Source organism: Aeromonas sp. R4-2 (genome assembly GCF_040908295.1).
GTDB lineage: Bacteria > Pseudomonadota > Gammaproteobacteria > Enterobacterales > Aeromonadaceae > Aeromonas > Aeromonas veronii.
Map to the genome: position 1 here is coordinate 404,199 of NZ_JBFODL010000007.1, position 11,990 is coordinate 416,188.

Here is an 11,990-nt window from a genome sequence, read left to right on the forward strand (position 1 = left end):
ATACCGCCACAGCCCGACAGCGGTTAACAAAAAGGCTGCTCATCAAAGAGGAGCAGCCTTTTTAAGCACAGTAAAACCGGACGGGCTTATTCGACCATCATCACCTTGCAGGTGTTGGTACTACCCACGGTTTCCATCTTGTCACCGTGAGTCAGCAGCACCATGTCACCGCTCTGCAACAGCCCCTTATCCTTGAGCACGGCCAGCGCGTCGCGGCACACTTCGTAGACCGGTTTGGTCTCGTCACCGTCAAACATCACCGGAGTGACGCCACGGTAGAGATTGGTCCAGGCCAGGGTCTTGTTGTGGGGAGACATGGCAAAGATCGGCAGACCGGAGCTGATACGGGACATCAGCAGCGGCGTGGTGCCGGACTCGGTCAACGCCACGATCGCCTTGACCCCTTCCAAGTGGTTGGCCGCATACATGGTGGACATGGCCACCGCCTCTTCTACCGAGGTAAAGGTGTAGCTCATGCGGTGGTTGGAGACGTTCAGGCTCGGATGCTTCTCGGCACCGACACAGACGCTCGCCATGGAGGTCACTGTCTCGATGGGGAACTGACCGGCGGCGGTCTCGGCTGAGAGCATCACCGCATCGGTACCATCCAACACGGCGTTGGCCACGTCCATGACCTCTGCACGAGTCGGCAGCGGCGCATTGATCATCGACTCCATCATCTGGGTCGCGGTGATCACCACACGGTTGAGACGACGGGAGTGGCGGATCAGCTTCTTCTGTACGCCAACCAGCTCGGGGTCACCGATCTCGACACCCAGATCGCCACGGGCAACCATCACGGCATCGGAACCGAGGATGATGTCTTCCATCGCCTCATCGGTGGCGACGGTTTCGGCGCGCTCAACCTTGGCCACGATCTTGGCATTGGAACCGGCTTCGCGGGCCAGCTCGCGGGCGTAACGCAGGTCATCGCCACAGCGCGGGAAGGAGACAGCCAGATAGTCCACATTCATGCGGGCAGCGGTCTTGATGTCTTCCTTGTCTTTCTCGGTCAGGGCCGGAGCGGAGAGACCGCCCCCTTTCTTGTTGATGCCCTTGTTGTTGGAGAGCGGCCCGGCCACGGTCACCGTGGTGTGAATGCGGGTGCCTTCAACCTGCTCGACCTTCAGCTGTACACGGCCATCGTCCAGCAGCAGGATGTCGCCCTGTACCACATCGTCTGGCAGGCTCTTGTAGTCGATACCGACCTGCTCCTGACAACCTTCACCCTTGCCGAGCGCCGCGTCGAGAATGAACTTGTCACCGATGGCCAGATAGATTTTGCCATCCTTGAAAGTGGAAACACGGATTTTCGGGCCTTGCAGATCACCCATGATGGCGACGTGACGACCGAGCTTGGCAGCAATGTCACGCACCTGATTGGCGCGCAGGATATGGTCTTCAGCAGTGCCGTGAGAGAAGTTCATCCGCACCATGTCGGCCCCGGCGCGGATGATCCCTTCGAGGATCCCTTCGCGGTCGGTAGCCGGACCGAGTGTGGTTACAATCTTTGTACGTCTAGGCATGAAAGACTCCAATATGAAGTTGATATGACTTGAGATTCTGCCCCATCAAGCCCATGGCTCGATGCACCCGTTTACAAACCATCTGGGTGGTTTTTGTTATTAAATTACAATACTACACCAAGGCGGGTGGCATAGACAGTCGGGGGCCGGAGCCCCCGACGGTTCAGGAAGAGTGCGGGGTTTCGAAGCGGGATTCGCGCAATCCCTCTTTTACTTTCTTCAGATTTTCGCGAAATTTCATCCCCCGGCGCAGAGTAAAACCGGTCGCCAGCACATCCACCAGCGCCAGTTGGGCGATGCGGGATGCCATCGGCATATAGACATCGGTATCTTCCGGCACATCCATGGAGAGCACCAGGTTGCACTCGCGGGCCAGCGGGGAGTCCTTGGCGGTCATGCCGATCACGGTGGCGTCGTTCTCGCGGGCCAGCGCGGCGATCTCGACCAACGCCTTGGTGCGGCCGGTGTGGGAGATCAGCACCACCACATCCCCTTCGCTGCTGTTGATGCAGCTCATGCGCATCATGACGATATCGTCAAAGCTCACTACCGGAATGTTGAAACGAAAGAATTTGTTCTGGGCATCGCGGGCAACGGCGGAGGAGGCACCCAGGCCGAAGAAGCTGATCTTCTTGGACTGGGTCAGGATATCGACGCAGCGGTTGATGGCAGAGATATCCAGGCTGTTTTTGGCGGCATCCAGACAGGCCATAGTGGATTCGAAGATCTTGGCGGTATAGGTATCCGGCCCATCTTCCGCTTCCACATGACGATTTACGTAAGGGGTGCCATTGGCCAGGCTCTGGGCCAGATGGAGTTTGAAATCAGGAAAGCCCTTGGTATCGAGACGGCGGCAAAAGCGGTTGACGGTCGGTTCACTGACGTCGGCCATCTTGGCCAGAGCGGCGATGCTGGAGTGGATGGCGGTCTGGGGAGACGCCAGGATCACCTCGGCAACCTTGCGTTCTGATTTACTGAAACTTTCCAAGTTGTTCGTAATTTTATCAAGGGTATTCATCATCACCACCAGGCGTTTTTGTAATTTAGCTTCAGTGTCTTTGCACTCAATCTACGGCTAAGCAAGTTTCCATTCAAGCTAAGGACTATACAAGACAAGCGGTTATCGCAACTAACGCCTGCCATACAAAGTATGACTCATCTCTAATTATTTCGTACTTTTCGTTACAAAACGTCACCTAGCCATGAAAGCGCTTACAAATGTTGCAAAGCAACAACACTGTGAGCAGGCGCACGTTTGTATCGATCCGGCGGGTGAGCAAGCCTGAGCTCGGATAGAATGGGCCGTCATAATCCAACAATAATTTCGGGACACCAGAGTCGTCCCCATCCTGTAACGAAGGAGTTGTTATGCAGCATACCCATGCGCTGGTCGGCGATGTCGGCGGCACCAATGCGCGTCTGGCCCTGTGTGAGCTGGCCACCGGTACTATCTGTCAGGCAAAGACCTACTCAGGTCTGGCCCATCCCAGCCTTGAAGCCGTGGTACGCCTCTATCTGGAAGAACACAAGGTACAGGTGGCTGAAGCCTGCATCGCCATCGCCTGCCCCATCAACGGTGACTGGGTTGCCATGACCAACCACAGCTGGGAGTTCTCCATCAGCGAGATGCAGAGCAATCTCGGGCTGGCACGCCTGCAAGTGATCAACGACTTTACTGCGGTCTCGATGGCGGTGCCGGTATTGGCTGAATCGGATCGCATCCAGCTTGGCGGCGCCGCGCCGGTAGCGGGCAAGCCCATCGCCATCTATGGTGCAGGCACCGGCCTAGGAGTCGCCCATCTGGTCAAGGCGGGTGAGCAGTGGCTGAGCCTGCCGGGTGAAGGTGGTCATGTGGATTTTGCTGCCAACACCGAAGAGGAAGATGCGGTGCTGCAAGTAATGCGAGGCGAATTGGGCCATGTCTCGGCAGAGCGTTTCCTCTCCGGCCCGGGCCTGGTCAATCTCTATCGCGGGCTGGTGAAATCCGATGGCCGTGAGCCAGAACCTTTTGCCCCCAAAGACATTACCGAGCGCGCACTGGCCGGGGAGTGCCTCGATTGCCGTCGCACCCTGAGCCTGTTCTGCGTGCTGATGGGCCGCTTTGCCGGCAATCTGGCCCTCAATATGGGCACCTTTGGCGGCGTCTATATCGCAGGTGGCATAGTGCCGCGCTTCCAGGAGTTCTTTACCGGTTCCGGTTTCCGGGTCGCCTTTGAAGACAAGGGGCGCTTCAAATCCTACCTCAAGGAGATCCCGGTGTTCCTGATCACCCATGAAGGGCCAGGGCTGCTCGGTGCGGGCGCTTACTTGCGCCAGTCGATGGGGATCACTATCTGATTGAAGAGGGGAACGAGGCGGGATCATCCATGGTTCAGCCTCGATTCAGTGTGAATGGCATAAAGTAGCCGCACGTAACCAAGAGGGTTGTGCTTCACAAGGAGTGGAAAGCGACTCTCATCCGCTGGATACGTTTGTCACCTGACAAGCCTGAACTGTTTCAACCGGCCTTTTGGCCGGTTTTTTTTATGTCTGATATCCGGAATTACTGGGCCAGCGCCTTCAGCTGTGCCTTGTCGGGAGGATTGTTCCAATCGATGGGACCGTGGGTAAAACGGTACTGCAACCGTGGCAGGCTGGTCTCCAGCCACTCTTCCCGAAAATAGGCATAACCCTGATCCCAATCCGGATCATTGGCCCAACCGCTCTGCAGGAAGTAGAGGCGAGTGCCCTGCCCTTCTGGCACAAAGCGCAGGCAAACCTGGGTTTTTTGCTGGCGGATATGGGGCAGACTGGGCGGGAAATTCCAGCTGAAACTGAGCAGGTCATAGGGCATGACGGCCATGACCCTGCACCCTTCGCTGCCACGTTCACCCAGCGGGGCATCAGGCCTGAAGTAGATCTCGAAAGGACCATTCGGTTCGGCCACCATCAAACATTCGGGAGCCAGAAAACTGCGCAGACCGCTTTCGGTAGTCCAGGCGTGCCAGACATCGTCTATGTGCGCCGGCACAAAAATGTTGCCTTCAATCAGTTTATTGTCCATAAATCAGCGATCCTCAAGCCATCCATACAAGGGACTCCGGCAGTATAGCCCCATGGCAAACACAATGGACAGTGCTTAATCACACCCTTGTCATTTGCATCGATTAACCTGCCGCTGTGCAGCTGCCTCAATGAACATTGGCTTGATCCGGGAGGGCATCATGATCCGGCTCATGGAAGAACACGACATTCCCCAACTGGCCCGGTTGTTTTTAAAGAGCCGCCGCCACACCTTTCACTGGGTCGATCCCGCCCGTTTCCAACTCGAGGATTTCGAGGAACAGACCAAAGGTGAACAGGTGTGGGTAGCCGAACAGGGGGACAATATCTGCGGCTTTATCGCCATCTGGCAGCCCGATCACTTCGTCCATCACCTCTATGTGTCAAGCGACTGGCACGGTCAGGGGATAGGACGCGCCCTGCTGGAGCGGGGCCTCGCTGATTCGCCGCACGGCTCGCTCAAGGTTGCGACTCGCAACACGGCGGCAGTAGCCTTCTACCATCGGCTGGGCTGGCAAAACAGTGATGAGACAGGCCACTGCGAGGTCACCGGCCCTTGGTGCAAGTTATTTAGAAACTAGCGGGACGCCCGGCAACTGCGCTTTGTGGTTGAACAGGTACCAGCGGTGCCGGGGGGAAGAACCAGCGATAGAGATCGAACCAGCCATCTCGCTGGGCAATCACGACCTCATGCACCGGATCGCGCTGGAAGATCGCCACCTTGTTTTCAGTCAGCGGCACCCAGGCATAGTTGACCAGCGCATATTGCGACTGGATCAGGTTGTACTCATTGAGATAGGAGTCATCGTTACCCGATTCGTGCAGTTGGGTACGACTGTCGATGAGGTAAACAAGCTGGTTGAAGAAGGTAAGTTGAAAACCGGTCACCCGCCACTTCTCCCTGGTCGCCTCCTCCTCTTCGATCACGGTAATTTTGCCCCAGCGGCACACCCCGTGATAGTTGACTCCATTGGCTGACATTTTCAGGTCGTAATGACAGCCTAGGCTGTTGATAAACATCCCGACCACAAACAGCAGCACGACAAGCAGTGGCAACAGCAGCAAGGTATTTTTCAGCGTTCGTTTCATCAGAGATCCCTTACAGCGTTTTTTCGAGCTCTTTATAGGAGAGCACGCGAACCTGGTGGCCGGAGACCAGCACCAGCGATGCCGGTTTGACTGGTGGCACATCGCTCCGTGCCTCCATCTGGCAAACAACGCCGGTCGGCGAGTTGGTGCAGTGCACATGGAGCCACTCGAAATGGAGATAGCTGGCGACAAACACCACCAGCACAACCAGTAGCAGATTGACGTATATCAGGCTCCTGACCAACATTGGCCGCCCGATACCGCCGAGAAAGGCAAGTTTGGCCCGCTCACCAAAAGAACGGGGAGCGGCGGCAGCAGGATCTTTGATGACCTCGTGGTCGGAGCTTGATGGTGTCGACGGTGGCTGCGCAGCAGCTGCAGGCGTGGGCTCGCTCATCGGCTCGGGCAAGGGCTCACTCTCTGTTGGCAGTGCCTTGCCGTAATAGCTCTTCATCTTGCAGTTCAGATGCAGAGAGTACCCTTTTTTCGGGGTACTTCTGATATCCAGCGTCTGGGGGGATGAGGTGAAGTGGCGACGAATATTGGCGATAGCCACGTTCAGGGAGTTGGGGCTGATGGGGCGACCCAACCAGCCGATATCGAGCAACAGATCCTTGTCGCACACCTCGTCATGGTGATCGAGCAGATAGCTGAAAATGAGGCTCTCTGCCGATGACAAGCGCACCACCCGGGCGCTTTGCAAGTTGTCCTTGTCGGCACAGAAGATCAGCTCTCGCCTTTTGACATCAAAGACATAATCACCGAAGTGATAGGCTGATATGTTATTGCCTGGCGCAACCCCCGTCATACCAACCACCTGTTATTTGCATTCATCATGAAGAAGATGGGATTCCACACCTGATAAAGCCAGATGGCGGCTCAGGACTCGCTGTAATTAAACGAAATTCTAAAGGGTCGAGATCAGCGGCACAATAGATGCAGGCAGGCATGAGCAGGGAAAATGAAAATATGCGTCCAGCGCTGTCGGACTGCGTATCGGGCAGAGCATGATGCTGCGAGTTTCGCGTATCGCGGTCACGCCAATCTCAGCTGAACAGTGACATGGGTATGACGAAAAGCGCTGCAGGACAAGGCCCTTGCCCCTCACAACATCTCGCCGCACTTCACAATAACAATAAAGGGAACCTTGCATGCCCCGCAGGATGATCCAACGGGGCGAAGTGAACTGACTAGACCCGAAACTGCTTGAGCAGGGTGTCGAGCTGGGCCGACAGCTGCCGCAGATCACTGCTGGCCTCGGCAACCTGTGCCACTCTGGCTGCACTCTCGCTGTTGAGCGTCGCAATCCGGTTGACGCTGTGGCTGACCGCCTCCGCCACCGAGTGTTGTTCTTCCGATGCCTGGGCGATATACATGTTCATCTCGCGGATCAGGCTGACCTGATTTTTAATTTTCTCCACCGATATCTGCACATCTGCCGCCTCGATGCCGGCGCGGGATGCCTTCTCCTGACTCTGTTGCATTCCGGCCCCGACATTCTGGGTCGCTTGCTGCAACCGCTTGATACTGGCACTGATCTCCTCCGTTGACTGGCGAGTACGGCCCGACAAGGTGCGCACCTCATCCGCCACCACCGCAAAACCGCGCCCCTGATCACCCGCCCGCGCCGCCTCGATGGCCGCATTGAGGGCAAGCAAATTGGTCTGCTCGGCAATGCCGTTGATCACCTCGATGATGGTGCCAATGCTGCTGCTCTCGGTCGAGAGGGTGCGCATCAGGGTGGCGACTCGCTCCACCTCCCCCACCAGTTGATGGATGGCCTCATTGGCATGGCCCGCCAGATTGTAACCCTGCTCCACATAGAGGTTGGCCTCATCGGTAGCGCCAGAGGTTTTCACCGCATTGCCAGCCACTTCCTGCACCGCCTGACTCATTTCGGTAATGGCAGTAGCGACCTGATCCAGCTCGGATTGCTGGGCGTCACTGCCTACCCGGGTATCTGCCGAGAGGGAGTCACAGAGTTCGGCGGTTTGCAACACACCGGCAGAGAGCTCGTTGATCTCCGCCACCATCTCCTGCAACTTGGCAATAAAGTGGTTGATGTTGGTGGCCAGCGCGCCCATCTCATCCTGACGGCTGATCTTCAGACGCCGGGTCAGATCCCCCTCTCCTTTGGCCAGATCAAACACCGCCTGATTCATCTGATGGAGCGGCCTGAGCACATTGCGATGAATCAGCACCATCAGCAACGCGATGATGCAGAGATCGAGCACCAGGATCTGCCAAACGGTGGTGATCAACTGCTGGCGCAGTTGGGCCTGAATGGCGGCATCACTGGTTTGCACCAGCAATCGGGCCACGGTGTTTTTCTGACCGCTGTCGTCATAGACCAGATCATACCCTCCGTAGGCAGACACATCGGCAGGCATGGCTGTCACGGGGGCAATGCTCCCCGCCGTGTCACGGGCAAACCCGGCAACCAGCTTGTCCTTGTTGACCACCAGCAAAGCACTCAGGATATCGGCCGCCAGCTCGGACTTGAGTGATGCCTCGATAAAGGCCGATTCATAATTCCACAGCGGGCCGGGCAGGGAGAGCTGCAGCCGGCCGATGGCCTGTTCGACCAGCGCACTCTGTTTGCTGTAGCTCTCCGCCTTGACGGCGTGGTAGTTGTAACCGCCAAACAACACCAGTAGCAGACTCACCGACAGGGAGGTCAACACGGCAATCCTGAACGTCAGACTTTTCCAATCCATGGTTTCCTCCCGGTTTTACGGCAGCCGGCGCAGTGCCATTGAGCGGCACTTGCTATTGGTACTGTTACTGGTACTTGGCATTGATCTTGTCGATGGTGCCATCCGCCTTCATGGCAGCGAGGATCTCGTTGAGCTTGGTGATGAGCTCATCGGGCGTATCCTTGTTAAACGCCAAGCTCATCTGGGTTTCCTTGAACACGAAGACCGGCTTGGGTGAAGCTACTTTCTCCTTGCTGGCCAGATAAGGCGCCAGATACTGGCCGGTTGCCCAAAGATCGATGCGGCCCGCCTCCAGTTTCTTCACGTTGGCGGTATCGTTGGCCGCCAGCTGCAACTTGGCAAATCCCTGGGCCTTGAGATATTCGGCGGCCGCATCACCGTTATAGCCACCCACCGAATACTGCTTGGCATCTTCCAGCGACTTGACCGTGATATTGGCGGTCGAACTGGAGAAAAACACCCAGTTGTTATTGACCAGCGGCCCTACCCACTTGAACAGTGCTTCCCGCTCCGGAGTGCGGGTCGTGGAGTAGAGGGCGGTATTGGGGGTGCCGAGGGTATCTTCGTACGCCCGTTTCCAGGGCATCAGGGTCAGCTTGTATTCGACCCCGGCACGCTTGAACAGCTCTTCGACCACCTCGGTCGACAGCCCGACAATCTTGCCCCCCTCCCCCTGCATGTTGAATGGCGGGTAATCCTCGGTCATCACGTTCAGTGGCGCAGCCTGAACAGCGCTTATCGCCATCATGGAAGAGACTGAAAAAATTGCACTTTTCCACAGCAGTTGATAGTTCATTGCAACCTCGCTTTGCTTGCCATTCATCCCTGAACATCCGCCGTTACCAATGGCGGTGCACGTCTGACCCACTGGGGTCATGCCGGCTTTCACGGCTCGCCGCCCACCCATGTGCAGCAGCAAACAGTTCCGGATTTTGCCTGTGCGCAACGAAACGCAACCGGCGAGGGAGGCTCACAACAAATCGAGGTGGAAACATGCCAGGGCAGCATAAGGGGAGTGTGGAGTGGGGCGGATAAGCCTCTGCCATACAACAGCGCCGTGGCAAAGAAGAAGCGCATCGTTTTATGACAGGGGTCTGGGAGAGAAATGATATAAAACGCCAACATCCATTTTCCCATACTGCTCGAGGAGACCTCAGAGCCAAACCTGTCCTTTAGCTAAGGTCACGAAAAGAGATACGTCAAATGAGAATGCTAACCCCCTCATCTGCTTCCAGATTAGATTCCAGATGAGCTCCGCCGAGCCAAAAAGTGGCGCGAGATACCCGAAAAACAGAAGGCCACCGCGAGGTGGCCTTCTCCAAATCAACAATAAACGTCTGGTGGAACTCAGTCCTTGGCCGCGTCCATCACACCCTCTTCGGAGTGCGCAGGCAGGATCAGGTTGAGCAGGATGGCGGCAACAGAGGCCAGGCCAACTCCGGCCAGCGCGAAGTCGCCAATCTTCATCTCCAGCGCACCGACACCGACGGTCAGAGTCACGGCGACGATGGCGATATTGCGTGACAGTCCCAGGTCCACCTTGGATTCCACCAGCGTCTTGAGACCGATGGCGGCGATGGATCCGAACAGCAGCAGCATGATACCGCCCATCACCGGCATCGGGATGGAGGTGAGCAGCGCATTGAACTTGCCAAAGAAGGCCAGAATGATGGCAAACACCGCAGCCCAGGTCATGGTGACCGGATTGAAGTTGCGAGTGATCATCACGGCACCGGTCACTTCGGCGTAGGTGGTCACGGGTGGGCCACCGATGAAACCGGCAAAGCAGACGCCAATGCCGTCACCGGCCAGCGTACGGTGCAAACCCGGGTCCTTGGTGTAATCCTTGCCAGTCACGCCACCAATCGCCAACACACCACCGATATGCTCGATACAGGGGGCGATGGCTACCGGCAACATGAACAACGCAGCAGCCCAGTTGATCTCCGGGGTTTCGAAGTGGGGCAGCGCCAACCAGGGGGCGTTCACCATGCCATCGAAACTCACCTGACCCATGAACACCGCCGAGACATAACCGGCAATCACGCCGCACAGGATGGGGATCAGCTTGATCCACCCCTTGCAGAACACAGCTGCAATCAGGGTGACCGCCAGCGAGATACCGGCCAGCGTCAACGCAGTCCCCGCAGGTACTACCTGCTCACTACCGGCACGGCCCATCGCCATGTTGCAGGCAACCTGCGCCACAGAAAGACCGATCACCATGATCACCGGGCCAATCACCACCGGGGGCAGCAATTTGTGCACAAAGCCCATCCCTTTTGCCCGGATCAGCGCAGCCAGAATGAAATACATGAAACCGGCGGCAAACAGGCCAAACATGGTGGATGGCAATCCCCAGGTCTGGGTGGCGTAGATGATGGGAGCGATGAAGGCAAAGCTGGAACCGAGGAAAATCGGGACCTGGCGACGGGTGCAGAGCTGGAACAACAGGGTGCCCACACCGGCGCCAAGCAGGGCCATGGAGGGGTTCAATCCGGTGAGCAGGGGCACCAGAACCATGGCACCGAAGGCGACAAACAGGATTTGCAGCCCGGCGACACTTTGCTTGACTAAGGAAAACATGGATGTCCTTAATTTTTTGATAACTGATGGGGATATTTATCACTTTTCAGTTATCACAAGACTTTTTCAAGGCACAAAATGAACACAAATTCGTCACTTGTTACCTTTTACTGCTTGGGAAGGGCATGAAACTGGCTTTTTAGGCGGGATTCGTTGCTACAAGCATCGAGTATGCGATTTTACGCATTATTGTGACGAACGCCAATCGTTTTTCCATCATGTTTATTGTGTTCATGGTCAAAAATGCCGCCGCCAGGGGGCGCTCTATAATGGATCCTGTGAATCAAGATGGACAAGGAGTCCCCATGTCACAACCCCCATTCAAGGCCAGCCAGCGCAGATTGCTTATTGGCTCGGCCATCGCACTCGCCCTGTTTGCAAACCCGTTCAGTTATGATTTCGCCCACAATGAGTGGCAAATGAATCAGGCCTATGCCAAGTCCTGCTTTATCGCCGGCACTCGCATCACGATGGCCGATGGCTCCACCCGCCCCATAGAGACGCTCCGGGTCGGTGAACGAGTGCTGGATCAACACGGCGGCAGTAACCGGATCCTGGCGATCGAACGGGTCATACTGGGCAAGCGCAGACTCTACGGGATCAATGATCTGCCCCCGTTCTTTACCGCAGAGCACCCTCTGCTGACCACTCGGGGCTGGGCGGCCATCTCACCGGCCATGACCCGAACCGAAAACCCGCAACTGGCGGTGCTGCCGCTATTTACCGGCATGCAGATAATGTGTCGCCCGGCACCTGCCATGGTGACGGGCAATCTGGCCCTGCAAGCCCAACCGGAATTACTGCTGGTTGAGTCACTCTGCTGGATCGAGGCATCTCCCACTACCGCACTCTTCAATCTGCTGCTCGATGGCAGCCACAGCTACATCGCCAATGAGCTGATCGTTCACAACAAAGATGGCGATGGTGGCAGTGGGGGCAGCGACAGCGGCGGAGGCAGCGACAGCGGCGGAGGCAGCGACAGCGGCGGAGGCAGCGACAGCGGCGGAGGCAGCGACAGCGGCGGAGGCAG

Annotated in this window: 9 protein-coding genes and 2 pseudogenes; 3 read left to right on the forward strand and 8 right to left on the reverse strand. The window is 56.8% G+C overall.

Annotated elements, in window-relative coordinates; translation table 11 throughout:
• Positions 1-86 precede the first annotated feature (86 nt).
• The gene (gene pyk, locus AB5Y99_RS04725) at positions 87-1,526 is read right to left on the reverse strand and encodes a pyruvate kinase (RefSeq protein WP_005353698.1); all 1,440 of its coding nucleotides are present in this window, start codon (positions 1,524-1,526) and stop codon (positions 87-89) included.
• Between the two features lie 163 nt (positions 1,527-1,689).
• Positions 1,690-2,544: a MurR/RpiR family transcriptional regulator gene (locus tag AB5Y99_RS04730; RefSeq protein ID WP_005334759.1), complete on the reverse strand. Its 855-nt coding sequence runs from the start codon at positions 2,542-2,544 to the stop codon at positions 1,690-1,692.
• Between the two features lie 347 nt (positions 2,545-2,891).
• On the opposite strand from AB5Y99_RS04730, the pseudogene glk reads away from it, so the two are divergent.
• Positions 2,892-3,863, forward strand: a pseudogene (gene glk / locus AB5Y99_RS04735) (glucokinase); the annotation flags it as partial.
• A gap of 205 nt (positions 3,864-4,068) precedes the next feature.
• Here the strand turns inward: glk and AB5Y99_RS04740 are convergent.
• Positions 4,069-4,569 carry an SRPBCC domain-containing protein gene (locus tag AB5Y99_RS04740; RefSeq protein WP_005334766.1) on the reverse strand — a complete coding sequence of 167 codons (501 nt, stop codon included), beginning with the start codon at positions 4,567-4,569 and terminating at the stop codon, positions 4,069-4,071.
• 160 nt (positions 4,570-4,729) lie between these two features.
• On the opposite strand from AB5Y99_RS04740, the gene AB5Y99_RS04745 reads away from it, so the two are divergent.
• The gene (locus AB5Y99_RS04745) at positions 4,730-5,149 is read left to right on the forward strand and encodes a GNAT family N-acetyltransferase (RefSeq protein WP_107683709.1); all 420 of its coding nucleotides are present in this window, start codon (positions 4,730-4,732) and stop codon (positions 5,147-5,149) included.
• Here the strand turns inward: AB5Y99_RS04745 and AB5Y99_RS04750 are convergent.
• The 5 genes from AB5Y99_RS04750 to AB5Y99_RS04770 all read right to left on the reverse strand — a co-directional run bounded on the left by AB5Y99_RS04750 (position 5,139) and on the right by AB5Y99_RS04770 (position 10,960).
• The gene (locus AB5Y99_RS04750; RefSeq protein WP_042082504.1) at positions 5,139-5,657 is read right to left on the reverse strand and encodes a hypothetical protein; all 519 of its coding nucleotides are present in this window, start codon (positions 5,655-5,657) and stop codon (positions 5,139-5,141) included. The two genes, AB5Y99_RS04745 and AB5Y99_RS04750, sit on opposite strands and share 11 nt — an antisense overlap.
• Before the next feature lie 10 nt (positions 5,658-5,667).
• A complete protein-coding gene (locus AB5Y99_RS04755) occupies positions 5,668-6,465 on the reverse strand; it encodes a winged helix-turn-helix domain-containing protein (RefSeq protein ID WP_139746816.1) in 798 nt (265 codons plus the stop codon).
• A 382-nt stretch (positions 6,466-6,847) separates the two neighbouring features.
• The gene (locus tag AB5Y99_RS04760; RefSeq protein ID WP_139746817.1) at positions 6,848-8,374 is read right to left on the reverse strand and encodes a methyl-accepting chemotaxis protein; all 1,527 of its coding nucleotides are present in this window, start codon (positions 8,372-8,374) and stop codon (positions 6,848-6,850) included.
• A 64-nt stretch (positions 8,375-8,438) separates the two neighbouring features.
• On the reverse strand, positions 8,439-9,170 hold the full coding sequence (locus tag AB5Y99_RS04765; protein ID WP_005334783.1) for an ABC transporter substrate-binding protein: 732 nt from the start codon (positions 9,168-9,170) through the stop codon (positions 8,439-8,441).
• Between the two features lie 551 nt (positions 9,171-9,721).
• Positions 9,722-10,960, reverse strand: coding sequence for a uracil-xanthine permease family protein (locus AB5Y99_RS04770; RefSeq protein WP_005334784.1), 1,239 nt, complete (start codon positions 10,958-10,960; stop codon positions 9,722-9,724).
• 305 nt (positions 10,961-11,265) lie between these two features.
• Here AB5Y99_RS04770 and AB5Y99_RS04775 point away from each other — a divergent pair.
• A pseudogene (locus tag AB5Y99_RS04775) lies at positions 11,266-11,990 on the forward strand (hypothetical protein); the annotation flags it as partial.

Bases quoted from the DNA above. Each gene is read 5' to 3' on its own strand.
- pyk (WP_005353698.1), bottom strand. From the start codon at position 1,526: ATGCCTAGACGTACAAAGATTGTAACCACACTCGGTCCGGCTACCGAC.
- AB5Y99_RS04730 (WP_005334759.1), bottom strand. From the start codon at position 2,544: ATGAATACCCTTGATAAAATTACGAACAACTTGGAAAGTTTCAGTAAA.
- AB5Y99_RS04740 (WP_005334766.1), bottom strand. From the start codon at position 4,569: ATGGACAATAAACTGATTGAAGGCAACATTTTTGTGCCGGCGCACATA.
- AB5Y99_RS04745 (WP_107683709.1), top strand. From the start codon at position 4,730: ATGATCCGGCTCATGGAAGAACACGACATTCCCCAACTGGCCCGGTTG.
- AB5Y99_RS04750 (WP_042082504.1), bottom strand. From the start codon at position 5,657: ATGAAACGAACGCTGAAAAATACCTTGCTGCTGTTGCCACTGCTTGTC.
- AB5Y99_RS04755 (WP_139746816.1), bottom strand. From the start codon at position 6,465: ATGACGGGGGTTGCGCCAGGCAATAACATATCAGCCTATCACTTCGGT.
- AB5Y99_RS04760 (WP_139746817.1), bottom strand. From the start codon at position 8,374: ATGGATTGGAAAAGTCTGACGTTCAGGATTGCCGTGTTGACCTCCCTG.
- AB5Y99_RS04765 (WP_005334783.1), bottom strand. From the start codon at position 9,170: ATGAACTATCAACTGCTGTGGAAAAGTGCAATTTTTTCAGTCTCTTCC.
- AB5Y99_RS04770 (WP_005334784.1), bottom strand. From the start codon at position 10,960: ATGTTTTCCTTAGTCAAGCAAAGTGTCGCCGGGCTGCAAATCCTGTTT.